Genomic DNA, 23,833 nt, shown 5'->3' with positions numbered 1-23,833 from the left:
TGGTCGGGGAGGTCGCGCAGAGACCGTCACGAGACCCGCTGGGGGGCTGCCAGGTGTCCCCACCGTCGGCGTTCGTCTCACCGTGTCCCGACCCGCCCCCCGGTGGTCGAGCAGCGAGCGCAGCGAGCGACAAGTCGAGACCCTCGACCTGCGTGACCCCACACCGACCGTTCGTTCCTCACGGTCGGTTGGTCACGCAAAGTCGAGGGCGGTGCACTGAAGCCTGCCCTGCAGGACCTCGAAGCGGGCGGCCACGGCGCGGAAGCGCTCGCCGTGGCGCACCCGGACGCTGACCTCGCAGATCTCCCGGGTGACGAAGCTGGCGCGCACGCTGACCACCTGGGGCCGGATCGCCGCGTAGGCCCTGCCCTGCCCCGCGGGTCGGCCGGCGGCACGCGCGACGAGCTGGGCGCGTCGGCACAGGTCGGCGTACACGTCGCGGCTCGTCCAGCGCACCAGCTGCGACGCGGGCCGGTCACCCCCGACGATCTCGACTGCCGCCTGGGCATAGCGCTGGGCCCACTGCTCGACGCGGCGGCGCAGCGGCTCCTCGATGTCGACCACGCCGGCCGTCGGCGCGCACGGCAGGCTGAGGGTCGGTCCCGGCTGTCGCGACAGATCGAGCGCGAGGGTGCCCTGGATGCTCGACAGCGGCACCACCCCGTCGTAGCGACGGAGCATCTCCTCGACCCCCAGCGCGCTCACCGGGCCACCCCCGGCACGACGAGCCGCTGCCCAGGACGGATCCGGTCGGGGTCGGGTCCGACCACCTCCAGGTTCGCGGCGTGGATCCGACGCCAGAGTGCGTCGATCGCGGCGTCGCCCGCGCCGTTCGGCAGCAAGCCACGCGCGAGGGACCACAGGGTGTCCCCGGCCTGGACGACCACGAGGGTGCCGGCATCGGCCGTCGACTCGATCGCCGGCCTCGTCCGCCTCGTCGGCGCGAGCCGAGAGCCGCCCCCGGTCGGCCGGTCTGGCAGCGCGAGCCCGTGCAGGGCGTCGGCGGCCGCGTGACGCGTCGGACGAGGTGGCTCGGCGGCCTGCGCCGGGACGGCGACCGCCCCGCTGAGCGCGACTCCGCAGGCGAGGAGCACGAGGCGGGAGACGAGCGAGCGGGGCGCGGCAGCCGGGGAGCGGAGCTCAACGGCCTCGCCGACCGCGAGGGTCGTCACGCACCACAGCCACACCACGCACGCGGCGGCCGTGAGGGCGCCGCCCTGGGCCAGGGCCTCCTCGAGCGATCCGGGGCGCGCGGCGACCGCCCGGTCCGGCCGCAGCCACGCCAGCAACGCGACGGCGACGATCGTCGCGGTTGACCAGACGGCGCCACAACGCGCCCCAGAAGCTCGACCCATCCCGAGAACCTTTCGTTTACCTGCGGTTGCTTTAGTTCACGGGACAACTCGATGTCATGTCAACCAGTTGTACACAGGCATGATGGGATGGTGATGTGGCAACAATCACCCGACGCGGGTGACCCCACCGGTTCCAGGCAGATCTTCGACCTCATGGACGACCTCGAGGCCCAGGCGGAGGCGGCCTACGACCTCGAACGGCACATCGATCTCGCCGATCGCAGTCGCGCCGAGTACGCCGCCGTCACGCTGGCCAGTCGTCTGGCCGCCTCCGTCGGTGGCGACGTGGCGCTGCACGTCACGGGCGTGGGAGCGGTCGCGGGGCGGCTGGACCGCGTGGGCCCGGACTGGTGCGCGGTCAGCATCAACAAGGGAGCCCCCGGACTTCCTCGTCAGGACTGGGTGCTGTCCCTCGGCGCGATCGCCCTCGTGCGGGGCGCCAGCGAGCGGTCGCTCCCCGAGGTCGCCTGGTCGCCCGTTGCCAAGCTGGGCCTCGGCTCGGCGCTGCGCCAGCTGGCCGAGGACGGCCGCCGCTGCGTGGTCAGGCTCCGTGACGGCGCGGCCCACGACGTCGTGCTCCATCGGGTCGGCGCGGACTTCGTCGAGGCGCAGACCGGCGCTGGCCGGCTGCTCGTCGCCTGCTCCGCCCTGGCTGGCGTGCACAGTACGAGCGAAGCGAGCAGGTCGGGCTGAGTCGAGACCCGCCGACCTCAGGTCGCCTCGGCGTCGTACGGCGGCAGCTCGCCCTCAGCCAGCTCGCGCTGCTCGCGCTGGCGACGACGGGCCGCGATCTCGTCCTGGGTCCTGTGCTCGCCGTCGTCGTCGTCGTCGAGGTCGATCTCCTTCATCGCCTCCGAGATGTGCTTGCGCACGATCGTCCGCGGGTCGAGGTCGCGCAGCTCGAGGTCGGAGTACTCGGGGCCGAGCTCGGTGCGCAGCTCGTCGCGCGCATCGCGCGCCATCCGGCCGGCCACCTTGACGAAGCGGGCCGCCTGGCGGGCCAGGTCGGGCAGCTTGTCGGGCCCGAAGACGAGCACGGCGACGAACATGATGACGGCGATCTCAGCCAGTCCGACGCCGAACACAGGTCAGAACTTACTGGTCGGGGTGAGCCCGAGGTGCATTCCTGCCAAACCTCGTCCGCGCCCGACGAGACCGGACGCGATCTTGACGAGCTCCTGAGCAGCGGGGGCGGTGGGGTCGGCTTCGACGACCGGCTTGCCCGCGTCGCCACCCTCGCGCAGCGACGGCTCCAGCGGGATCCGGCCGAGCACCGGCACGTCGTAGCCGAACCGGCGCGACAGCGTGGCCGCGACCTGGTCGCCGCCGCCGGAGCCGAACACCTCGATCTTGTGCTCGGGACCGCAGTGCGGGCAGGCGAGGTAGCTCATGTTCTCGATCACGCCGATGACCCGCTGGTGCATCATCGAGGCCATCGTCCCGGCCCGCTCGGCGACCTCGGAGGCGGCCTCCTGGGGGGTCGTGACGACGAGCACCTCCGCGGACGGCAGGTGCTGGCCGAGCGACATCGCCATGTCGCCGGTGCCGGGCGGCAGGTCCAGGAGCAGCACGTCGAGGTCGCCCCAGTAGACGTCGGCGAGCATCTGCACGAGGGCCCGGTCGAGCATCGGCCCGCGCCAGGCGACGACCTGGTCGCGCCGCGGCTTGAGCTGGCCGATGGAGATGACCGAGACGCCGGACGCCGTCGGCACCGGCATGATCATCTCCTCGACCTGCGTGGGCCGGGTGTCGGCGACGCCCAGCATCGCCGGGACGCTGTGGCCGTAGATGTCGGCGTCGAGGACGCCGACCTTCAGCCCCTGCGCCGCCATCGACTGGGCGAGGTTGACCGTGACCGACGACTTGCCGACGCCGCCCTTGCCACTCGCGACCGCGATGACGCGGGTCAACGAGCCGGGCTGCGCGAACGGGATCTCCTTGGCCGGCTTGCCACCACGCAGGCTCTGCTGCAGCTCGGCCCGCTGCTCCTGGCTCATCACGCCGAGGGTGAGGTCCACCGACGTGACTCCGGGGACCTTGCTCACGGCGCCGGTGACGTCACGCGTGATGGTGTCCTTGAGCGGGCAACCGGACACCGTGAGGAGCACGGTGATCGCGGCGACGCCGGCCTCGGAGAGCGCGATGGACTCGACCATTCCGAGCTCGGTGATCGGGCGCTTGATCTCGGGGTCCTGGACCCTGGCCAGGGCCGCCCAGATCTCGGGGTGCGCCTGCTCGACGTCGGCTGAAACCATGCGCAGAAGTCTAGGCGGGCGGGCCAGGATCCTTCGCTTCGGCACCGGCCGGCGAGACCCCGTGGTGGGCAGGGTCGTCCGCAGAACCCTCGGTCTTGTCCCGTGCGTCCTCGAGCTCGGCGAGCAGCGAGCGCAGCTCCGAGCGGAGGAAGTCGCGGGTGGCGACCTCGCCCATCGCCATCCGCAGCGAGGCCACCTCGCGGGCCAGGAACTCCATGTCCGCGTGGGCGCGGGTGTTGGCCTGCCGGTCCTGCTCCGCCACGACCTTGTCCCGGAACTCCTGCCGGTTCTGCGCGAGGAGGATCAGCGGAGCGGCGTACGACGCCTGCAGGCTGAGCATCAGGGTGAGGAAGATGAAGGGGTAGGCGTCCCACTTCCAGTCGTCGGGGACCACGGCGTTCCAGCCGACCCAGACCAGGACGAAGAGCGTCATGTAGACGAGGAACCGTGCGGTGCCCATGAAGCGGGCGAACTGCTCGGCGAAGACCCCGAAGGTGTCGCTGTCGTACGACGGCCGCACGATCAGCGCGCGGCGCGACTCGACCGGGGTGTCCAGCCGGTTGCCGCGAGGTCGCTCGTCCGCCATCACCAGCTCCCGGTCTTGCGGTCGCGCCAGCCGTCGGGCAGCAGGTGGTCGAGCAGGTCGTCGACGGTGACCGCGCCGAGCAGGCGGCCCTCGTCGTCGACGACGGGCGCCGCGGTGAGGTTGTAGAAGGCCAGGTGCACGGCGACGTCCTGGAGCGACGCGTCGGCCTTGATGTAGGTCGTCTCCTTGTCGAGCATCCCAGCGACGAGCGTCGAGGGCGGCTCGCGCAGCAGTCGCTGGATGTGGGCGAGTCCGAGCAGCCGGCCGGTCGGCGTCTCCAGGGGAGGCCGGCACACGTAGACCTGCGCGGCCAGCGAGGTCGGCAGCTCCTCGCGGCGCACGTGCGCGAGGGCCTCCGCGACGGTGGCGTCGGGGGGCAGGATCACCGGCTCGGGCGTCATCATGCCGCCGGCGGTCTCCTCGCCGTACTCCATCAGCCGGCGCACGTCCTCGCGCTCCTCGGGCTCCATCAGCTCGAGAAGCGCGGCGGCGACGTCGGGAGGCAGGTCGGCGATCAGGTCGGCTGCATCGTCCGGCGACATCTCCTCGAGGACGTCGGCGGCCCGCTCGGCCTCGAGGTGCGCGAGGATCTCGACCTGGTCCTCCTCCGGCAGCTCCTCGAGGACGTCGGCCAGCCGCTCGTCGTCCAGGGCGGCCACCACCTGGGAGCGCCGATCCCGCGGCAGGTCGCGGATCACGTTGGCGGCGTCGGCCGGCTTCATCTCGTTCAGGGCGGCGAGGAAGTGGGTGGCTCCCTGGGTCTCCTCCTTGGTGGCGAAGCCGTCGACGTCGTCCCACTCCGCCACGTGGGTCTGCCCACGACGGCGCAGACCCTTGGCGGGCTCCTGCAGGGCCACGCGGCTCAGCACCCAGTCGCGGTTGCGGGCCTGCTCCATGGCCACGTCGAAGACCGTGCCGGTCACCCGCGACGAGCGGATGGTGACCGTGCGGTCGAACATCTGGCCGACCACGAGCGTCTCGGTGGGGCGCTGCTCGAACCTGCGCATGTTCAGCAGCCCGGTCGTGTAGACCTGCCCGCTGTCCACGTGCGTCACGCGCGTCATCGGCACGAAGATGCGGCGTCGACCGAAGACCTCGCCGACGAGCCCGAGAACCCGCGGCGCGCGGGTCGCTCCCCGGAGGGACACCACGAGGTCGCGCACCTTGCCGACCTGGTCGCCTTGCGGGTCGAAGATCGGCAGCCCGACGAGCCGGGCCGCGAAGACGCGCGTGGGGGTGGTGCTCACGTCCGCACACGCTACCTTTCCGGTCGCTTCCCGATCGGGTGACACGATGGGCCCGTGGCAACGGCTTCGGGTCAGCGGGTGGTGCTGCACGTGGGCCTCCCCAAGACCGGGACGACCTACCTGCAGGGACTCCTCGCCGAGCACCGCGACTCGCTGCGCGAACGCGGCGTGCTCTACCCGTTCCTGCGACCGGGTGGGATGTTCCACGCGGCCGTCGAGGTGCGCGGCAGCCACGAGAAGTTCGGGCTCGACCAGGACGCCATCGAGGGCAGCTGGGCCGCCCTGTGTGCCCGCGCTCGCGAGCACAACGGCACCACGATCATCAGCCACGAGATCCTGGGCGGCGCCGACGAGGACGAGATCGCCGCGGCGCTGACACCGCTCGAGGGGCTCGAGGTCCACGTCGTCGTCACCGCGCGCGACCTCGGGCGGCAGGCGACCGCGCACTGGCAGGAGGAGGTCAAGCTCGGGGACGTGCGCTCCTTCGCCGACTTCGAGCGCGACCAGTTCCGCGCCGACCTGTCCGAAGACCTGGTGCGCGCCGGGGCCGAGCGGCCGCACTTCTGGCACGCGCAGGACTTCGCCGCGGCGCTGGGCCGATGGTCGACCGCCGTCCCGTTCGAGCGCGTGCACCTCGTGGTGTGCCCGCCCCCGGGTGCGGCGCCTTCCAAGCTCTGGCACCGGTTCGCCGACGCGGCCGGCGTACCCGCCGACGCCGTCGATCCCGGGCGGGTGCCGCCCAACGCGGTCAACGCCTCTCTCGGGCGAGCGGAGATCGCCGTCCTGCGGCGTGTGAACGCCGCGCTCGCGGGCAGCATCCCCCAGCCGGCGTACTCGCAGATCGTCAAGAGGGTGCTGGCCGAGGACGCCCTGGCCCGCCGGCACGGCGAGCGACCTCGTACGCCTGCCGCCCTGGTCCCGCTCCTGTCCGAGGCGACCGACCGGTGGTCCGCGACGGTCCGCGCTGCCGGCCATCCCGTGAGCGGCGACCTGGGCGACCTCCGTCCGCTGCCGCCTCCCGACGGCACGCCGCACCCGGACGACGTGGACGAGTCCGCGCTCCTCGAGGTGACGTCGGGCGCGCTGGCCGAGGTGCTGCAGCGCTTCCCACTGCCCTCGGCGGCCCCGCCGGAGGCACCGCCTCCGAGGTCCGGGACGGTGACGCGCAGGTCCGGGTGGCGGGCCGCGCGCGACCGCGGACGAGGCTGACGCTCGTCCGGCGTTCGTTGGGCCGACGAGGCGTGGTCCGGCTACCCTGATGTCTTCCCCAGTAAGTGCCAGTAAGTGCCAGTAAGTGCCAGTAAGTGATCGTGTGCGCGTTGAGAGGCGTCTGTGGCGAGGTTCGGTGACTCGAGGCAGGGTCGTCACGCCCGCCCGCAGGGGCGCACCCTGCAGGGACGCACGAGACGACGCCTGCTGGTCGTGTCCGCGATCGCCGGCCTGGTCGTGCTCACCACCTCGGTGATCGTGATCGCCCAGCCCGATCGGCTCCCGCTCGACGGCGTGATCCCGCCCGAACAGATCGGCACCGCCGCGGCGCCGTCGACGCCCCGGGAGCCGCGCCGCACCGGCCCCGACGTCGACGTGCTGCCCCCCGCCAAGATGACGGCGGCGGAGCGACGCGAGAAGGCCCGCCAGCGCCGGCTCCACCACGACCAGCTGCGCCGCAAGGCCAGGCTGGCCGAGCGGATCTCCTCCATGCTGGTTCCGACCAGCTTCCGCGTGGCGTCCTACAACGTCCTCGGCGCGTCGCACACGGTCGGGGGCGGGTCCCACAGAGGCTTCGCCTCCGGCGGGAGCCGGATGGCCACCGGCGTCGGCTACCTGCGCGCCATCGGCGCGGACGTCGTCGGCTTTCAGGAGTTCGAGGACCCGCAGTACTCCACGTTCAGCGCACTGGCGCCGGAGTACGCCGTGTGGCCGGGGCGCGAGCTCGGACCCAAGTCGATCCGCTTCTCCATCGCCTGGAACACCAACAGCTGGACCCTGGTCGAGGCCCAGAGCGTCGGCGTGCCGTACGCCGGCGGCGGCTACATCCAGATGCCCTACGTCCGCCTCCAGAACAACGCGTCGGGCCGCCAGATCTGGTTCGCCAACTTCCACAACCCCGCCGACACCCCCAACCTCGGCAACAACGGCCGGTGGCGGGCCGTCGGGATGGGGATCCAGATCGGCCTGGCCAACCGGTTGCGCTCGGAGACGGGCCTTCCGGTGATCTTCACCGGCGACTTCAACGATCGCGCCGGCGTCTTCTGCTCGATGACCGGCCAGACCGATCTGGTGGCGGCCAACGGTGGCTCGACCGGCTCCGCTTGTGCTCCTCCGTCGGCCATGCAGGTCGACTGGATCTTCGGCAGTGAGGACCTCGCGTTCTCCAACTACTACGCCGACCGGGGTGCGCCGGTGCCGCGGATGACCGACCACCCCGTCGTCAGGGCCGACGTCTACCTCGCCCCGGAGCTGACCCCCAAGCAGGCCAGGAGGATGAGGCTGCAGCAGCACCGGATCTTCTCCCGCGAGCGTCGCGCGGAGGCGAAGAGCCTGCAGCCGGCCCCCCGGAGGCTGAGTCCGCTCAGGTAATTACACCGTTGTCATGACACGATTCCGCTTGCCGCACCCGTGTGACTGGTGTGACATAGGGGACGGAAGTTGTCAGTCTGACTCCCACTTTCTTCCCCGAAAGGCCCCTTTCATGCAGACGCTCGTGCGCGCCTTGGCCCCTTTGTCCCTGCTCAGCGCCCTGCTGCTGGTGCCGAGCGCCGGCGCCGTGCAGGAGCCGGTGGCCTCGGGCACGGTCGCGCTCGCCACCGCCCCCCTCGCCAAGGCCGCCCCGAAGGCCGGCATGACCAAGGCGGGTGTGGGCGTCAAGGCCTCCCGGGTGCGGGGCAACTACACGCCCGTCACGGGCGCCACCTTCAACGACCCCACGGGCGGGGTGTGGGCACGCGGCCGGATCATCAACCACATCATCAAGACCATCAACTCCGCGCCGCCGCACTCGGTGATCAAGATGGCGGTCTTCTCGTTCGCCCACCCCGACGTCGCCGACGCGCTCGTGGCGGCGTACCAGCGCGGTGTCCGCCTCAAGCTCGTCTTCGCCGGGGAGAACATCTACTCCCCGATGCGCCGCCTCCAGGGCATCCTCGGCGCCGACGTCAGCCGGCCGAGCTATGCGGTGATCTGCGCCAACAGCTGCCGGGGCGTCAAGGGCCAGATGCACGCCAAGTACTTCTCCTTCAAGAAGGCCGGCACGGCGCAGTTCATCACGATGGTCGGCTCGGTGAACCTCACCCGCTACAACGCCGACAGGCAGTGGAACGACCTCTACACCTCCGTCGGCGACAAGGTGTTCTACACCGCGTTCGCCCGCTGGTTCGACCAGCTCAAGAACGACGTCCCCGTCGACCCGAGCTACATGATGCGCGCGACGCCGACGGCCGAGATCCAGTTCACGCCGATGGACCCGCTGGTCACCCCCGATCCGATCATGAACATCCTCAGCCGGGTGCGATGCCTGGTGCCGTCGGAGGAGATCGACCCCTACACGCCGACGCCGGGCGTCATGGTGCCCACCCAGATCCTCATCTCGGCCCACGCCTGGAACGACGTCCGGGGCCGCACGCTGGCCATCAAGGTCGCCGAGCTCGCCACCGCGGGCTGCGCGGTCCGTGTCGTGCTGGGTGTCGGTTACGGACCGTTCGTCCGGTCGATCCTGGAGAGCGCCCTGATCCCCGTCTCGACGGGCACGCACCCGGGCATCCGCACGCACCAGAAGCTGCTGATCGTCTCGGGCGGGTTCGACGCCGACCCGCAGACCACGCGGGTGGTGACCGGCTCGAGCAACTGGAGCGACGTGGCCCTGACCCGTGACGACATGGTCGTGACGATCAGCGACGAGGCCATCGGCGCGCAGTACGTCGCCGGCTTCGAGAACCTCTGGCTGCGTGGCTGAACCCTCAGCCGCGCCGCTGACTATCATGGCGCGGTGAGGTTCCTTCGGCTGAGCCACGCCTCGGTCGGGACCGACGGCGTGCGCGCGTTCAGCCCGCGCGAGGTGGTCGTGGACGTCACCTTCGACGACCGGCGGGTCTGGTCGTTCTGGCTGCACCGCGACGGCTCGTTCGAACGCGGCCGCTGGTTCGTGCCGTGGCCCGCACCGCTGCTCAAGTACCTCGACGGCGTGGCGTCGATCGCCCTCGTCGACAGCGACACCCACGACGTCCTGCACCGCGACACCGTGCGGTTCGGTGCCGGCGCGAGCCGGATCAGCGTCACGGCGCCGGGTGGCGAGCCGCTGAGCATCGACAAGTCGGGCAAGCTCGTGCGGACCTTCGAGACCCGCAGCGACGAGCAGATCGCACCCCTGCTCAACGCGATCGAGGAGGTCCTCAAGGCACTGGAGGCCGCCGGGGTCGACCCTTTCCTCGCCTACGGCACGGCCCTCGGTGCGGTGCGCGAGGGCCAGGTGCTGGGCCACGACTCCGACGCCGACCTCGGCTACGTCAGCACCCACGACCACCCCGTCGACGTCATGCGCGAGTCGTTCCGGCTGCAGCGCCGGCTCACCGAGCTGGGCTTTCCGGTCACCCGCTACTCCGGTGGCGCCTTCAAGGTGCACGTGCGCGAGACCGACGGGCACGACCGCGGGCTGGACGTGTTCGCCGGGTTCATGCGCGAGGGCGTGCTCTACCTCATGGGCGAGGTCGCGACGCCGTTCCGGCGCGAGTGGATCTACCCCACGACGACGGCGTACCTCTCGGGCCGCCCGTTCCCCGTCGCCGCCGACCCCGACCGCTTCCTGACCCTGGCCTACGGCGCCGGGTGGCGCTCGCCGGACCCGGCGTTCCGCTTCAGCACGCCCGCCTCCACGATCCGCCGTTTCGACGGCTGGTTCCGGGGCATGCGGGTGGGCCGGGCGCACTGGGACCGCTACTACTCCAAGCCGCACCGGCGCCGGCTCCGCGAGCCCTCGTCCCTGGCCCGCGAGGTCATCGACGGCGGTGGGTTCGCGACGTACGTCGACCTCGGCTGCGGCCGGGGCGAGGACGTCCGCTTCGTCGCGTCGCAGGGCCGCCGGGCCGTGGGCCTGGACGCGGTGCCGCGCGGCTACGCGGACGTCGCGCGCGAGACCGCTGAGGACCCGTTGGTCGAGTTCCAGCAGCTCAACGTCCTCGAGACGCGCCAGCTGCTGGCCGTCTCGGCCTGGGCGGCACGCCTTCCGGGTCCGCGCGTGGTGGTGGTCCGGCACCTGGTCGAGTCGCTGACCGCCCGCGGTCGCCAGCAGACCTGGCGGGCCGCCAGGATGATGCTGGCCGGCACCGACGGCCGGCTCCACGTCGAGTTCCTGGTGCGCCGCGGCAAGGACGGCTACGCCAAGGACGCGGGTGTCCGCAAGAGGCGGCGACGTCGCGAGGTGCTCGGCGAGCTGGCCGCCGCAGGTGCCACCATCGAGAGCGAGCACCTGTACGACGTCAGCGACCACCCGCGGGCGGCGCGCGTGTGCCGGGTGGTGGCCCGCTTCGACAGAACCGTCGACCAGCCCGTCGACAAGTCCCCCGAGCAGGAAGGCCGACCATGAAGGCGACCGTCAAGAAGGCGAAGACCCTGTGGGACCGCGGCATCCCCGGGACCGACTCCGAGCTGCGCCGCCGCGTGGCGGCCCTCGAGCGGGAGGTGCAGGAGTGTCGCGCGCTCAACGTCCGGCTCGCGGAGCTGACCGACATCGTCACCGAGCTCCTGCTGCCCGTCGAGGCCCGTGACGAGGAGACGTTGCGGCGGCTGCTCGACAAGTACCGCGCGGAGTTCTTCTGAGCGGCCGGTCGGGCCGCGCCGGACCGCGCAGGGTCTTCTTCCACATCGGCCTGCCCAAGACCGGGACGACCTACCTCCAGACGGTGCTCTGGGACGGTGCTCGACAGCTGCGCCGCAGCGGCATCCTGCTGCCCGGGTCGGGGCACCGCGAGCACCTGTGGGCGGCCCTGGACCTGCAGGGCCGGCGCCTGGACCGCCGCGACCCGCGTGCGTCCGGTGCGTGGAAGCGGCTGGTCAGCGAGGCGCAGCGCCATGACGACACCGTGCTGCTCACCCACGAGTTCTTCTGCACGGCGAGCAAGAAGCAGGCCCAGCGGGCGGTGTCGACCTTCCCCGACGCCGAGGTGCACCTCGTGGTCACCGCGCGCGACGCGGGCAGCATGCTGCTGTCGGGCTGGCAGGAGGCGGTCAAGAACGGCAGCTCGGTCACCCTCGACGAGCTGCTGGGCGGCGCCCGCGGTGGGGGAGTCGAGTTCAGCTGGCGCGCGTGGGGGCTGCGTCAGGTGCTCGGTCGCTGGGCCGGCAGCCTCCGCCCCGAGCACGTGCACGTGCTCCCCGTGCCGGACCGCAGCCAGGGCCCCCGCCGCCACTGGGAGAACTTCGCGCAGGTGCTCGACGTCGACGCGGCCGCGTTCACGCCGCCGGAGCGGCCGGTCAACGCGACCTTGGGCGCTGTGCAGACAGAGCTGCTCCGCCGGCTGAACACCGGGATCGAGGGCTTCTCCTCGCCGGTCGACCGTGGCGTGTGGATCCGTGGCTACCTCGCCGAGCAGAAGCTGGCCGGACAGTCGGGCGAACGAGTCGCCCTCACCGACGAACAATTCGACGCCTGCGCGCGTCGGAGCCTGCGTGCCATCGATCACATCAGCTCCCGCGGCTACACCGTCGTCGGTGACCTTGACGGTCTGCGACCGCGCCCCGAAACCCGCTCCGGGCGCCGCCTGGACACCGTCACCGAGGACGAGTTGATGCGGGCTGCGGGCGGACTGGTCGGTATGATGCTGACCGACATCCGCAATCGGGTCTGAGCAGCCCCGGTGTCAAGACTTTCACGCGGTGAGCACACCACCCGCCGGCCGGCGTCTCCGCTGGTCGCCCCTACCTTCGGAGAACGCACACACATGCTGTTGATCAATCGCCTTGGCCGAACGCTGGCCGGACTGCTCTTCGTGAGCTTCCTCGCCGTGCTGCTGCCAGCGCACCCCGCGTCCTTCGGCGTGACCGACGACCAGTCCTCCGCGTCCGACACCGGCGACCAGTCCTCGGCGTCCGACACCAGCGACCAGTCCGACGTCTCCGATCAGACCGTCGAGGCGACGCAGGCCGACCCGAAGGACAAGGACCCGAAGGAGCCGAAGAAGAGGTACCGGCCGAAGAAGGGCCCCCTCTTCAACAACCCGATGGGTCCGCCCGAGGCGCGCTTCCGCATCGAGCGGCACATCCTCAAGGCGATCAACCACGTGAAGAAGGGCGAGCGCATCCGCATCTCGGCCTACTCCCTGGACCGCATCCAGGTCGCCGACGCGCTGATCCGCGCCCACAAGCGCGGCGTCAAGGTCCAGGTGCTGCTCAACGACCACATCGTGCCGTTCGCCCAGCGGAAGATCGCGGCCGTCCTGGGTCGCAAGACCAAGAAGGCCAACTTCCTCTACCGCTGCGACTCGGGCTGCCGGGCGCAGAAGACGGAGTACAACAACCTCCACTCGAAGTTCTACCTCTTCTCCAAGACCGGCAAGAGCGAGAACGTCGTGATGCTGGGCTCTCACAACATGACGCTCAACGCGGTGCGGTGGCAGTGGAACGACCTGTGGACCGGGCGCGAGCAGCCGGTGCTCTACCAATACTTCGTCGACCTGTTCAACGACATGCGCAAGGACTACGACGTGCGCCAGCCGCCGTACGAGTTCTGCGACACCAGCCCGGTCTGCGACCTGGCCACCAACAAGCACTACAACTGGGTCTTCCCGAAGGTCTCGACGCAGGCCGACGACGTGATCATGCAGATCCTCAACAACGTGCAGTGCACCTACGCCGACCCCGTGACGGGCGAGACCAAGCGCACGATCCTGCGGCTCTCGATGCACACCATGCGAGGCAACCGTGGTGACTACATCGCCGACAAGATCCGCAACATGTACGCCGAGGGCTGCGACTTCAAGGTGCAGTACGGCCTGATGGGCTTCTACACCAAGGGCAAGATCGGCGCCCCGACCCCTCGAGGCCGGATCCCGCTGCGCTCGACCGGCTTCGACCTCGACCCGGACAAGGAAGAGGACCCGCTGGAGGAGGTCGAGCGCTACACGCACCAGAAGTACCTCGTGATCCGCGGCTCGTGGATGAACAACCCTGCGACGGACATCGTCTTCACCGGCTCGTCCAACTGGGCCAGCCTCGGCACCCCCCAGGACGAGATCATCTTCACCATCCGCGGCACCAAGACCGTCGACAAGTACCTCAAGAACTGGAACTTCATGTGGAAGCCGCCGCACTCGCGCGACGCCTACACCACGACGTACAGCAACTGGCGCGTCTTCAGCGAGGTCAACGGCCGGATGGTCAGCACCATCGTCCCGCGCAAGACGGTCACGGTCGAGCCTGACGGCTACGTCGGCGCCGGGCCCACGTGGGAAGACGACTGAGATCGGCTGCCGAGGGAACCACTCGACCACCTGAGCCGTCGAAACCGCACGGACCATTGACGGCAGGGGGAGAATAGGGCATGGCCATTCAACAGCCCACGGACGAGCACCTCACGAGCGCAACCGACCCGGCTCCGCGTTCGCGCAGGCGCAGCGGCGCTGTTCTCGGCGGGTTCGCCGTCGTGATGATCGTGCTCGCCGGGATCGTGGTGGCCACCCAGGTTCTCGGCGACGATGACTCGCCCAGCGGCTCCACCCCTGCGGGGGCCGAGCCGTCGGCCGGCACCGAAGGCTCCGGCGAGCCCACCGAGGCCGACACCTCCGACGACGCCAGCCTGGACGAGAAGTGGCAGCGCGACGCGGTGAAGGCCAGCGCCGCCGGCCTCGCGGCCATGGTGCCGGGAGTGGCCCCCGACGGGTGGAGCGTCGTCTCGGGCAGCTTCGACAAGCAGGCGATGACGTGGAACATGAACCTCACCGCACCCTCCGGCGAGGTGCTCCTGATCCAGGAGCAGGCCGACGCCGAGGCGCTCGCCACGGAGCACGTGGGCGCGGACGCCACCCAGTCCGGCGTGGTCGATCTCCGCAAGTGGGGCACCGGGGAGTGGCAGGCATGGACGGGCTCCAGGGCCGGTCTCAGCTTCGCGCTCGAGGACTCCACCGTCCTGCTCGTCGGCTCTGACCAGGCGTCGCTCGAGGAGCTCGCCAAGTCCCTGGTCACCGCGGAGAACGCGCCCGTCGGCGGCATGGACGGCTGAGCGAGACCACCCGCTCCCAGTGCGGGCCGCAGGCATCTCACCCAGTCTCAGCACGACAGGACGCGGCCCGCTGCTCGTCACCTGTCTCGACACGCCACGACGCGGCTTCGTCCCATGTGGTGCTTCCCATACGCGCGAGCAGGTTCGCGCGGAGTGACCGCCGGGTAGCGTTCTGGCGACACTCGCTGAAGGAGAAATCCACATGGGCCGGCTCTGCCAGACCGACGGTCTCACCGACGACCAGACCGAGATCCTCAAGGCTGTGCGGCAGTTCGTGGAGGCCAAGATCCTCCCCGTGGCCACCGAGCTCGAGCACGCCGACGAGTACCCCGCAGAGATAGTCGAGGGTCTCAAGGAGCTGGGCGTGTTCGGGCTGACGATCCCGGAGGAGTACGGCGGGCTGGGCGAGTCGCTGCTGACGTACGCCCTGGCCGTGGAGGAGATCGCACGCGGCTGGATGAGCGTGAGCGGCATCATCAACACCCACTTCATCGTGGCCCACATGCTGCTGCAGCACGGCACAGAGGAGCAGAAGCAGAAGTACCTGCCGAGGATGGCCGAGGGCGAGGTGCGGGGCGCGTTCTCGATGTCGGAGCCCGGCTGTGGCTCGGACGTGGCCGCGATCAAGACCAAGGCCGTCAAGACCGGCGACGGCTACGAGATCACTGGTCAGAAGATGTGGTTGACCAACGGCGGCTCCGCCAACCTGGTCGCCGTGCTCGTGCGCACCGACGAGGACGCCGAGGAGGGCGCGTCGGTCTACAAGAAGATGACGACCTTCCTGGTCGAGAAGGAGTCCGGCTTCGGCGAGACCGCGCAGGGGGTCACCATCCCCGGCAAGATCGAGAAGATGGGCTACAAGGGCGTCGACACCACCGAGATGGTGTTCGAGGGCCACCGGATCTCCGCCGAGCAGATCCTCGGCGGCCAGCCGGGGCGCGGCTTCTACCAGATGATGGACGGCGTCGAGGTCGGCCGCGTCAACGTGGCCGCCCGCGGCTGCGGTGTCGCCAACCGTGCCTTCGAGCTCGGCGTCGCCTACGCCCAGACCCGCGAGACCTTCGGCAAGAAGATCGCCGAGCACCAGGCCGTGCTCTTCCGGCTCGCGGAGATGGCCACCAAGGTCGAGGCGGCGCACGCGATGATGGTCCGGGCCGCGCGCTTGAAGGACAAGGGCGAGCGCAACGACCTCGAGGCCGGCATGGCCAAGTACCTCGCCTCCGAGTACTGCGCGGAGGTCGTCCAGGACTCCTTCCGCATCCACGGCGGCTACGGCTTCTCGAAGGAGTACGAGATCGAGCGGCTCTACCGTGAGGCGCCGATGCTGCTGATCGGCGAGGGCACCGCCGACATCCAGCGGATGATCATCGGCCGCAGGCTGCTCGAGGACTACAAGCTCTAGTCGATCAGGCCGGCTGCACGTTGCTGATGACGTAGGTGACCTCGTCGTCCATGGCGTTGGTGATCCGGTCGATGGCCACGCGGTCGGGGTGGTCCGCGCCGTCAGGCCACTCCACCTCGACCTTGTCGTACGACGGGTCCGCGGCCTCGCGCAGCACGTCGTCGATGGTCAGCCGCAGCCAGTCCTCCTTGGCCTGACTGCCCTTCTCGATGCCGGGCGCCTTCGTGGTGAACACCGCGTCGGTGACCCTGTCGTCCGAGACGGTGACCAGGATCGGCTGGCCGCCGACGGGGCAGAAGCACTGGACCTCGAGCTCGTAGGAGTAGTCCGCGTGCGGGTACGCCGGGTAGTCGCCGATCATCTCCGGTTCCGGCGAGGGCGACTCCTGAGGTGCACCGGACTCGCCCGAGGCGTCCGGATCGGTGGCGGTGTCGTCGTCGGAGGCCCCTCCGCAGCCGCTGAGGACGAGCACGACCGTCGCGGCGAGGGAGACGAGGAGTCGCTTCATGGGGATGTGACGAGTGGGACTTCGGCTCGGTTCCCGGCAAATCCCTCGACGCGGCTTGGGAGGGTTTGCGAAGGTGGAGGCATGCCGGACGCCAAGGACTCGAACAGCCCAGATCCCAGGGACGACCTCAAGGCCAAGATGCGGGAGGCACTCGACCGGAAGAAGTCGCACGGCGGCATCAACCCCGCCGGGCAGGCCAAGGAGAAGGCCCACGGGTCCGAGGTCGTGGGGAGCGCGCCCAAGATGCACCGCCGCAAGGCGGGCGGCGGCGGCTCCTAGCAACTGCGTGACAAGATCCACTGGTTGCTGACCGGGACACCTCCGGGGCGGCACGATGTGCCCCATGCAGTTCGGACGCAGCTATGAGGAGTTCGAGGTCGGGGCGACGTACAAGCACTGGCCGGGCAAGACGGTCACCGAGTACGACGACCACCTGTTCTGCCTGCTCACCATGAACCACCACCCGTTGCACCTCGACAGCCACTACGCCGAGGAGACCACGCAGTTCGGCAAGAACGTCGTGGTCGGCAACTACGTCTACTCGATCCTGCTCGGCATGAGCGTCCCCGACGTCTCTGGCAAGGCGATCGCCAACCTGGAGATCGAGTCGCTGCGCCACGTCGCGCCCACCTTCCACGGCGACACGCTCTATGGCGAGACGACCGTGCTCGACAAGTGGGAGTCGACCTCCAAGGACGACCGCGGCGTCGTGCACGTGGAGACCATCGGCTACAACCAGGACGGCAAGGTCGTGTGCATCTTCCGCCGCAAGGTGATGGTGCCCAAGGACAGCTACCTGGACGCCCGCGGCGGCGAGCAGCCCGGTCGCCCGGTGCCGCAGCCGGATCGGAACTGGCCCGGCCGCGGGGGCGAGGCTCCGGCGTAGGAGCACGCGTGCACTAGGTTCGGGTCGTGGCGGACGACGAAGGGTCCCAAGAGGTCTGGCTGGTGCGGCACGGCGAGACGGAGTGGAGCCGCGACGGCCGCCACACGTCGACCACCGACCTGCCGCTGACCGACGTCGGCGAGGAGGTGGCCCGCGGCCTGCCGGCCAAGCTCGAGGGCACCGACTTCGCGCTCGTGCTGACCAGTCCGCGCCAGCGCGCGCGGCGTACCGCAGAGCTCGCGGGGTTCCCCGACGCCGAGGTCGACGAGGACCTCGTCGAGTGGGGGTACGGCGAGTACGAAGGCGTCACCACCGCGACGATCCGGGAGACGGTGCCGGGTTGGACGGTGTGGCAGCACCCTGTTCCGGGCGGGGAGACGCCCGAGGAGGTCGCGGCGCGGCTCGACCGCGTGATCGAGCGGGTGCGCGGCGTCGACGGCCGGGCCCTGCTGTTCGGGCACGGGCACGCCCTCCGGGTGTTCGCTGCGCGCTGGATCCAGCAGCCGCCCGACGAGGGCAGGTTCTTCCGCCTGGACACCGCGACCGTGTCGGTGCTCGGCTTCGAGCGGGACAACCCTGTCCTGTTGCGCTGGAACTCCTGACCCGTCCTAGGGCACCCTGGAAGCCGTGCCAGACGCCGACCCCGGGACACCCGTCGGCCCGCTTTCCGCGGGCTGCCCGCGCTGCACGACGCCGGGGCTCGAGGTGGACGGCCGCTGGCACTGCCCCGAGCACGGGGTGCTGAGCCCACTGTGGCGGCCGGACGCGTCGTCGTACGACGCCTTCGCCGAGCACCTGACCACCGCGGCGGCGTTCCCGACCTACCTGCCGTGGCCCATGAGTCCCGGCTGGCACGTGACGGACTTCGGGGTCGTCGGCGGCGGGACGGGGCTCGTGGAGGCCACGGTGACGTGCTGCTCGGGCACCTCCGAGCTCGACGGGACCGTCGACGTGATCGTGGTGACCGAGGAGCCGGGCACGGGGATCGGTGCCAGGTGCGCGGGAACCCGAGGGGCGCACCCGGGCGCCGAGGTGGGCGAGGGTTCGCCGACCGCGCACGTGCGCGTCGGCTCCCACGAGGTGGCGTTGTGGTCGGTCTCGACGAGCCAGGCCGACGCCGACTTCGACCGGGCGGTGCTGGTGGGGGAGGCCTACGGCCGGTGGCTGTGGATCGTGCTGCGGCCGGCGTCGGCGCTGCTGCTCCTGCAGGACGACTGGATCCTGCGCGACGTCTCCGCCTTCGGCCCGGCCCTGGTCGAGATCCCCTTCGGTGGCCCCCCACCGGTCTGGTAGCCGAGCGGGTGGTCCGTCAGCGGCGACCGATGGACTGATAGGTCTGCAAGGCGCGCGCGGGGATGAAGCGGGTGGCGGTCACGATCGCCTTGTAGTGCCGGCCGGGCACCGAGATCGGCCGGCCCTTGTCGAAGTCGCGCAGCGCGTCGTCGACGAGCCGGTCGACGTCGAGCCACATGAAGCCGCTGCCGCGCTTGACCTTCATCCGCTCGTGGAACTCCGTCTTGGTGAAGCCCGGGCACAGCGCCATGACGCGGACGCCGACGGGCTTGTACTCGGCTGAGGCCCACTGGCTCAGGTTGGTGACGTACGCCTTGGCGGCGGCGTACGAACCGCGCGGCAGGTAGCCCGCGACGCTGGAGACGTTGATGATCCCGCCCGAGCGACGTTCGACCATCGTGCCCAGCGCCGCGTGGGTCAGCCGCATCACGGCGGTGACCAGCACGTCGAGCATCGCCTGCTCGGTGTCGACGTCGTTGTCGAGGAAGCGCTTCTTCAACCCGAAGCCTGCGTTGTTGACCAGCAGCTCGACGGGGCGCTCGGGGTCGCGCAGCCGCTGCTCGACCCGCGCCAGCTGCTCGCGGTCGGCCAGGTCGGCGACGAGGACCTCCACGTCCACGCCGTACGCCGCCCGCAGCTCGGCCGCGACCGACTCCTGGCGCGCCGCGTCACGTGCGACGAGCACGAGGTCGTGTCCTCGCGCCGCGAGTCGGTGGGCGAAGGCCAGGCCGATGCCGGCCGTGCCGCCGGTCACCAGAGCGGTTCCTGGCGTGGGAAGTCGTTCAGCCATGCCGTGCAGCATGCCTGTGTCCTGCCAGTCACCGGCGACCGGGTCCGGCATGATGATCCCGATGTCCATCACCCTCGCCGTCGCCAACCAGAAGGGTGGCGTCGCCAAGACGACCAGCGTCGCGTCGATCGGCGCCGCGCTGGCCGAGCTCGGGCATTCGGTCCTCCTGGTGGACCTCGACCCGCAGGCGTGCCTGACGTTCTCGCTCGGGATCGACCCCGAGGACCTCGAGCTGTCGGTCCACCACGTGCTCACCAAGGGCCTCGACCCGGCCGAGGTGATCGTCGCGACCGACGACGGCGTCGACCTGATGCCGGCCACCATCGAGCTGGCCAGGGCCGAGGCCGAGCTGCTGACCCGCACCGGACGCGAGCAGGCGCTCAGGGCGGTCCTCGACGACCTGCGCACGGGTGGTCGTGACTACGACTGGGTGCTGCTCGACTGCCCACCGTCGCTGGGCGTGCTGACCGTCGCCGCGCTGACCGCCGCTGACGGTGTCCTCATCCCGCTGCAGTGCGAGACGCTGTCGCACCGCGGGGTGGGTCAGCTGCTCGACACGGTGCACGACGTGCGCCGCTTCACCAACCGCTCCCTCGAGGTCTGGGGCGTGCTGCCGACGTTGTACGACGGCCGCACCAACCACGCCCGCACGGTGCTGGAGACCATCTCCGAGACCTACGACCTCGAGGTCGTCGAGCCGCCCATCCCCAAGACCATCAAGTTCGCGGAGGCGCCCGCGGAGGGTCGCTCGATCCTGCGCACGAGTCGGTCCAGCAAGGGCGCCAAGGCCTACCGCGAGGTCGCGGAGGCGCTGGTCCGGAGGGGGAAGCGCCGATGACCTCGCACCGGCGCGACGACGTACGCCCCCGCTACGGCCGCATCGTGCTGCTGGTCTCGGCGCTGGTGGTGACGCTGACCTCCGTGCTCGGCGGCATCGGGGTGATCCCGAACGGCGAGTCGCCCGCGGTCGCCGCCGACGACAAGCCTCGCGCCGCCGACCCGTCGGAGTCAGCGGCGCCCGAGCCCGCGAACCCCGCCCTGGGCGTCCGCTCGGTGGAGCGCAACGCCGCGGCCCGGATGCTGCCCCACGACTCCGGTGAGGGCCGTCGGGTGGTGTTCAGCGAGGGCGGCCAGCGGGTCTGGCTCGTGGGGGAGAACGGGGAGGTCAAGCGCACCTACCTCGTGTCCGGCAGCCTCTACGACAACCTCGACCAGGGCACCCACACGGTCTACTCCCGGTCCGAGAACGCCACCGGCATCCTCGACTCGGGCTCGATGAGGTGGTTCGTCCGGTTCGCGTACGGCGACACGGGCGCGGCCATCGGCTTCCACGACATCCCGGTGCTGGACGGCGACCGGGTGCAGTCGCCCGGGCAGCTCGGCACGCCCACCTCGCACGGCTGCATCAGGCAGCGCACCAAGGACGCCAAGGCGATGTGGGACTTCGCCGAGCTCGGGACGACGGTCGTCGTCGTCGCCTGAACGACGCCGGACCGCCCAGGCTCAGGCGGTCTCGGCGGCTGCGGGCTTTCCCTCGCCGCCTGCGCCGCCACTGCGGCGGCGTCGGCGGCTGCGGCTGCGCGCGGGACGCGACTCGCCGTCGCCGGCCTCCGCTGCGACAGTCGCGACCGACGCGGTCACGGGCGCCGCGCTCCCGCCGTCGAGCGGCTGACCGCTCCGGGTGCGGCTGCGGCTCCGGTTGCGCGCAGGACGCTCGCTCGTCCGCTCGCCGCCACGACCGGACCGCTCGCCACGGCCGGAGCGGTCGCTGCGCGGCTTCTCCGCCTGCGGCTCCGGGTCCTTGATGCGACCCTTGGTGCCCGGCGGGATGCCCTGGTCGTGGAAGAGGTGCTCGGAGGTGGAGTAGGTCTCCACCGGCTCGTCGAAGGGCAGGTCGAGGGTCTTGTTGATCATCTTCCAGCGGTGCAGGTCGGCCCAGTCGACGAAGGTGATCGCGATGCCCGAGGCGCCCGCACGGCCGGTGCGACCGATGCGGTGGACGTAGGCCTTGTCGTCCTCGGGGCAGCTGTAGTTGATGACGTGCGAGACGCCGGCCACGTCGATGCCGCGAGCCGCCACGTCGGTGGCGACGAGCACCCGCAGCTTGTCCTCGCGGAACTTCGTGAGGGCCTTCTCGCGGGCGATCTGGGCCATGTCGCCGTGCAGCGCCGAGGTGGCGAACCCGCGCTCGGCGAGGTCGTCGGCCACCCGCTGGGCGGCCCGCTTGGTGCGGGTGAAGACGATGATCTTGCCGGCGTCCTCGGCCTGCAGCACGCGTCCGATGATCTCGGGCTTGTCGAGGTCGTGGGCGAGGTAGATGAACTGCGCGGTGGCCGGGACCATCGTGGTGTCGTAGGACGACTCCGCGCGGATGTTCATCGGGTGCCGCATGTGCGTGCGTGCCAGGGCCACGATCGCGGCCGGCATGGTCGCGGAGAAGAGCATCGTCTGGCGCGTCTCGGGCGTCTGGCGCAGCAGCCGCTCGACGTCGGGCAGGAAGCCCAGGTCGAGCATCTCGTCGGCCTCGTCGAGGACGAGCGCGTGCACGTGGGAGATGTCGAGCGCCTTGCGGTTCATCAGGTCGATCAGGCGGCCCGGTGTGCCGACGACGATGTCGACGCCGGCCTGCAGCGCGTCGAGCTGGGTGTCGTAGCCGACGCCGCCGTAGACGGTCAGCACGCGCAGGCCGCGGTCCTTGCTGGCCAGGTGGAGGTCGTTGGAGACCTGGAGCGCGAGCTCGCGGGTCGGGGCCACGATGAGCGCCTGCGGCTTGCCTTGCGGCAGCTCGGCGTAGTCGGGGTCGTGCTGGGCGACGGAGCGCTGCAGGACGGGGATGCCGAAGGCCAGGGTCTTGCCGGTGCCCGTGCGGGCCTGGCCGATCAGGTCGGTGCCCATCAGGGCGACCGACAGGGTCATCTCCTGGATGGCAAAGGGGGTGGTGATGCCGGCGCGTTCGAGCGCGTCGCAAATCTCGGGGAGCACCCCGAGCTCTCGGAAGGTAGTGATCGCTATGTCGCTTTCGGTGAAGGTCAGCCAGATGCAGCCGAATCGTCGTCTGCGGCTGAGCTCCTCAGCCGCGCACATGCCGCGACGCCGCAACCCCCGAAGCTGCTGGGGCGGGTGTCGCACGGGTTGATCGCAGGGGCCGCCCGCGAGCGAGTGGGCGGCACTGTCGAGTGTCAGTCTATCGGTAGGGTCGAGGCATGGCTGAATCTCCGGTCGAATCAGCCGTGTCGTCAGGCTCGCGCGCGTTCGACGACCCGGCGTACCGCGAGGCCGTGGTCGACCTGCTCGCGGTGATCGCCTACGGCGAGCTGTCGGCCTTCGAGCGGCTCGCCGACGACGCCAAGCTTGCTCCCAACCTCGAGGACAAGGTCGCGCTGTCGGCGATGGCGGCCGCGGAGTTCGGTCACCTGCAGCCGCTGCGGGCCCGCCTGGCCGAGATCGGCGCCGACGCGTTCCTCGCGATGACCCCGTTCCGCAAGCCCATCGACGAGTTCCACGAGCACACCGCGCCGTCGGACTGGTACGAGAGCCTGGTCAAGGCGTACGTCGGCGACGGGCTCGCCGCCGACTTCTACCGCGAGATCGCGGCATACCTCGACGCCGACACCCGCGACCTGATCATCACGTCCCTCGCCGACGCGGGTCAGTCGGAGTTCGTGGTCGACCGGGTCCGGGCCGGCATCGCTGCCGACCCGAGGCTCAGCGGCCGCCTGGCGCTGTGGGGTCGCCGGCTGATGGGCGAGGCGCTGAGCCAGGCGCAGCGGGTCGCCGCCGAGCGCGACGCCCTCACCGCGCTGCTGGCCGGCGGCATCGACCGTCCGGGCCTCGACCTCGCCGCCATCGGGCGGATGTTCAACCGGTTGACCGAGCGGCACGCCGAGCGGATGGCCCGGCTGGGCCTGAACCCCTAGAGGACCCGGCTCTTCGACCGACCGGTGACGGTGGCGGCGATGACGACCAGCACCGCAGCGGTGAGGATCTGGACGAAGTGGCGCAACCAGTCGACGCCCTTCGTCTCGCAGCTCCCGCCGAGCGAGGTGTAGAGCAGGTTGCCGAGGAGGATGCCGACGATGCCGCAGACGATCGTCAGCCAGAGCGGGATGTTGTCCCGGTTGCCGGGCGCCAGGAACTTGCCCAGCAGTCCGATGATGACACCGCCCAGCAGCAGCACGAGGAGGGCGCCGATGCTCCAGGCGTCCTTGCAGTTGTTGGCGTTCGCCGCGAGCAGGTTCATGTCCATTCTTCGAGCATCGCTGGGTCCAGGCGGTTCTCCAACACCTGTACGGGTGTGAGGGTC

27 protein-coding genes are annotated in these 23,833 nt (G+C 70.6%); 17 read left to right on the top strand and 10 right to left on the bottom strand.

Features of this window, described 5'->3' with window-relative positions:
- Positions 1–192: 192 nt before the first annotated feature.
- Positions 193–705, bottom strand: a complete 513-nt coding sequence (locus ABD295_RS11680; RefSeq protein WP_344303893.1) for an Rv3235 family protein — start codon at positions 703–705, stop codon at positions 193–195.
- Positions 702–1,355 carry a LysM peptidoglycan-binding domain-containing protein gene (locus tag ABD295_RS11675; RefSeq protein ID WP_344303892.1) on the bottom strand — a complete coding sequence of 218 codons (654 nt, stop codon included), beginning with the start codon at positions 1,353–1,355 and terminating at the stop codon, positions 702–704. Before ABD295_RS11675 ends, ABD295_RS11680 begins: the two co-directional genes overlap by 4 nt.
- 153 nt (positions 1,356–1,508) lie before the next feature.
- Between ABD295_RS11675 and ABD295_RS11670 the strand changes: the two genes are divergently transcribed.
- Positions 1,509–2,048, top strand: coding sequence for a hypothetical protein (locus tag ABD295_RS11670; protein WP_344303891.1), 540 nt, complete (start codon positions 1,509–1,511; stop codon positions 2,046–2,048).
- Between the two features lie 17 nt (positions 2,049–2,065).
- Here ABD295_RS11670 and ABD295_RS11665 read toward each other — a convergent pair whose 3' ends face one another.
- Genes ABD295_RS11665 through ABD295_RS11650 form a run of 4 tightly spaced genes read right to left on the bottom strand, consistent with a single transcriptional unit; the run spans position 2,066 to position 5,443 of the window.
- Positions 2,066–2,440 carry a sec-independent translocase gene (locus ABD295_RS11665; protein WP_344303890.1) on the bottom strand — a complete coding sequence of 125 codons (375 nt, stop codon included), beginning with the start codon at positions 2,438–2,440 and terminating at the stop codon, positions 2,066–2,068.
- Positions 2,441–2,443: 3 nt separating this feature from the next.
- Positions 2,444–3,610 (bottom strand): Mrp/NBP35 family ATP-binding protein, encoded by a 1,167-nt coding sequence (locus ABD295_RS11660; RefSeq protein ID WP_344303889.1) that lies wholly within the window; start codon positions 3,608–3,610, stop codon positions 2,444–2,446.
- 10 nt (positions 3,611–3,620) lie between these two features.
- Positions 3,621–4,196, bottom strand: coding sequence for a DUF1003 domain-containing protein (locus tag ABD295_RS11655; RefSeq protein ID WP_344303888.1), 576 nt, complete (start codon positions 4,194–4,196; stop codon positions 3,621–3,623).
- Entirely contained in the window at positions 4,196–5,443 is a 1,248-nt protein-coding gene (locus tag ABD295_RS11650) for a magnesium transporter MgtE N-terminal domain-containing protein (RefSeq protein WP_344303887.1), read from the bottom strand. Before ABD295_RS11650 ends, ABD295_RS11655 begins: the two co-directional genes overlap by 1 nt.
- Positions 5,444–5,497: 54 nt before the next feature.
- Here ABD295_RS11650 and ABD295_RS11645 point away from each other — a divergent pair, with 54 nt between their 5' ends.
- The 9 genes from ABD295_RS11645 (at position 5,498) to ABD295_RS11605 (ending at position 16,053) form a co-directional block, all read left to right on the top strand.
- On the top strand, positions 5,498–6,652 hold the full coding sequence (locus ABD295_RS11645) for a hypothetical protein (protein ID WP_344303886.1): 1,155 nt from the start codon (positions 5,498–5,500) through the stop codon (positions 6,650–6,652).
- Between the two features lie 213 nt (positions 6,653–6,865).
- Positions 6,866–8,023, top strand: coding sequence for an endonuclease/exonuclease/phosphatase family protein (locus ABD295_RS11640; RefSeq protein ID WP_344303885.1), 1,158 nt, complete (start codon positions 6,866–6,868; stop codon positions 8,021–8,023).
- A 112-nt stretch (positions 8,024–8,135) separates the two neighbouring features.
- Complete coding sequence (locus ABD295_RS11635) at positions 8,136–9,395, top strand: phospholipase D-like domain-containing protein (protein WP_344303884.1); 1,260 nt, start codon at positions 8,136–8,138, stop codon at positions 9,393–9,395.
- 33 nt (positions 9,396–9,428) lie between these two features.
- Positions 9,429–11,021 (top strand): class I SAM-dependent methyltransferase, encoded by a 1,593-nt coding sequence (locus ABD295_RS11630; protein WP_344303883.1) that lies wholly within the window; start codon positions 9,429–9,431, stop codon positions 11,019–11,021.
- Entirely contained in the window at positions 11,018–11,254 is a 237-nt protein-coding gene (locus ABD295_RS11625) for a DUF6752 domain-containing protein (RefSeq protein ID WP_344303882.1), read from the top strand. The genes ABD295_RS11630 and ABD295_RS11625 overlap by 4 nt, the downstream gene beginning before the upstream one ends.
- Positions 11,255–11,337: 83 nt before the next feature.
- A complete protein-coding gene (locus ABD295_RS11620) occupies positions 11,338–12,282 on the top strand; it encodes a hypothetical protein (protein WP_344303881.1) in 945 nt (314 codons plus the stop codon).
- 93 nt (positions 12,283–12,375) lie between these two features.
- Positions 12,376–13,893 (top strand): phospholipase D-like domain-containing protein, encoded by a 1,518-nt coding sequence (locus tag ABD295_RS11615; RefSeq protein ID WP_344303880.1) that lies wholly within the window; start codon positions 12,376–12,378, stop codon positions 13,891–13,893.
- 80 nt (positions 13,894–13,973) lie between these two features.
- Positions 13,974–14,651, top strand: coding sequence for a DUF4245 family protein (locus ABD295_RS11610; protein WP_344303879.1), 678 nt, complete (start codon positions 13,974–13,976; stop codon positions 14,649–14,651).
- A gap of 202 nt (positions 14,652–14,853) precedes the next feature.
- Positions 14,854–16,053 carry an acyl-CoA dehydrogenase family protein gene (locus ABD295_RS11605; RefSeq protein ID WP_344303878.1) on the top strand — a complete coding sequence of 400 codons (1,200 nt, stop codon included), beginning with the start codon at positions 14,854–14,856 and terminating at the stop codon, positions 16,051–16,053.
- Between the two features lie 4 nt (positions 16,054–16,057).
- On the opposite strand, the gene ABD295_RS11600 is transcribed toward ABD295_RS11605, so the two are convergent.
- Positions 16,058–16,561 (bottom strand): DUF6174 domain-containing protein, encoded by a 504-nt coding sequence (locus ABD295_RS11600; RefSeq protein ID WP_344303877.1) that lies wholly within the window; start codon positions 16,559–16,561, stop codon positions 16,058–16,060.
- Between the two features lie 81 nt (positions 16,562–16,642).
- Here ABD295_RS11600 and ABD295_RS11595 point away from each other — a divergent pair, with 81 nt between their 5' ends.
- The 4 genes from ABD295_RS11595 to ABD295_RS11580 all read left to right on the top strand — a co-directional run bounded on the left by ABD295_RS11595 (position 16,643) and on the right by ABD295_RS11580 (position 18,740).
- Complete coding sequence (locus tag ABD295_RS11595; protein ID WP_344303876.1) at positions 16,643–16,840, top strand: DUF5302 domain-containing protein; 198 nt, start codon at positions 16,643–16,645, stop codon at positions 16,838–16,840.
- Positions 16,841–16,904: 64 nt separating this feature from the next.
- The gene (locus ABD295_RS11590; protein WP_344303875.1) at positions 16,905–17,447 is read left to right on the top strand and encodes a MaoC family dehydratase; all 543 of its coding nucleotides are present in this window, start codon (positions 16,905–16,907) and stop codon (positions 17,445–17,447) included.
- Between the two features lie 26 nt (positions 17,448–17,473).
- The gene (locus ABD295_RS11585; RefSeq protein WP_344303874.1) at positions 17,474–18,049 is read left to right on the top strand and encodes a histidine phosphatase family protein; all 576 of its coding nucleotides are present in this window, start codon (positions 17,474–17,476) and stop codon (positions 18,047–18,049) included.
- 25 nt (positions 18,050–18,074) lie between these two features.
- Positions 18,075–18,740 (top strand): DUF6758 family protein, encoded by a 666-nt coding sequence (locus ABD295_RS11580; RefSeq protein WP_344303873.1) that lies wholly within the window; start codon positions 18,075–18,077, stop codon positions 18,738–18,740.
- Between the two features lie 16 nt (positions 18,741–18,756).
- Here the strand turns inward: ABD295_RS11580 and ABD295_RS11575 are convergent, their stop codons facing one another.
- Positions 18,757–19,599: an SDR family NAD(P)-dependent oxidoreductase gene (locus tag ABD295_RS11575; protein WP_344303872.1), complete on the bottom strand. Its 843-nt coding sequence runs from the start codon at positions 19,597–19,599 to the stop codon at positions 18,757–18,759.
- Between ABD295_RS11575 and ABD295_RS11570 the strand changes: the two genes are divergently transcribed.
- Both ABD295_RS11570 and ABD295_RS11565 read left to right on the top strand, forming a co-directional pair.
- Positions 19,592–20,368 (top strand): ParA family protein, encoded by a 777-nt coding sequence (locus ABD295_RS11570; RefSeq protein ID WP_344303871.1) that lies wholly within the window; start codon positions 19,592–19,594, stop codon positions 20,366–20,368. The two genes, ABD295_RS11575 and ABD295_RS11570, sit on opposite strands and share 8 nt — an antisense overlap.
- On the top strand, positions 20,365–21,012 hold the full coding sequence (locus tag ABD295_RS11565; protein ID WP_344303870.1) for a L,D-transpeptidase: 648 nt from the start codon (positions 20,365–20,367) through the stop codon (positions 21,010–21,012). Before ABD295_RS11570 ends, ABD295_RS11565 begins: the two co-directional genes overlap by 4 nt.
- A 21-nt stretch (positions 21,013–21,033) precedes the next feature.
- Here ABD295_RS11565 and ABD295_RS11560 read toward each other — a convergent pair whose 3' ends face one another.
- Complete coding sequence (locus ABD295_RS11560) at positions 21,034–22,614, bottom strand: DEAD/DEAH box helicase (RefSeq protein ID WP_344304053.1); 1,581 nt, start codon at positions 22,612–22,614, stop codon at positions 21,034–21,036.
- 119 nt (positions 22,615–22,733) lie between these two features.
- Between ABD295_RS11560 and ABD295_RS11555 the strand changes: the two genes are divergently transcribed.
- Entirely contained in the window at positions 22,734–23,447 is a 714-nt protein-coding gene (locus tag ABD295_RS11555; protein ID WP_344303869.1) for a ferritin-like fold-containing protein, read from the top strand.
- Here ABD295_RS11555 and ABD295_RS11550 read toward each other — a convergent pair.
- Entirely contained in the window at positions 23,444–23,776 is a 333-nt protein-coding gene (locus ABD295_RS11550) for a GlsB/YeaQ/YmgE family stress response membrane protein (RefSeq protein WP_344303868.1), read from the bottom strand. The genes ABD295_RS11555 and ABD295_RS11550 overlap by 4 nt on opposite strands.
- Positions 23,777–23,833 lie beyond the last annotated feature (57 nt).

The organism is Nocardioides bigeumensis (assembly GCF_039531755.1).
GTDB classification, from domain to species: Bacteria; Actinomycetota; Actinomycetes; order Propionibacteriales; family Nocardioidaceae; genus Nocardioides; species Nocardioides bigeumensis.
The sequence above is the reverse complement of the archived record's forward strand: the minus strand, read 5'-3'. Positions and strand labels throughout refer to the sequence as shown.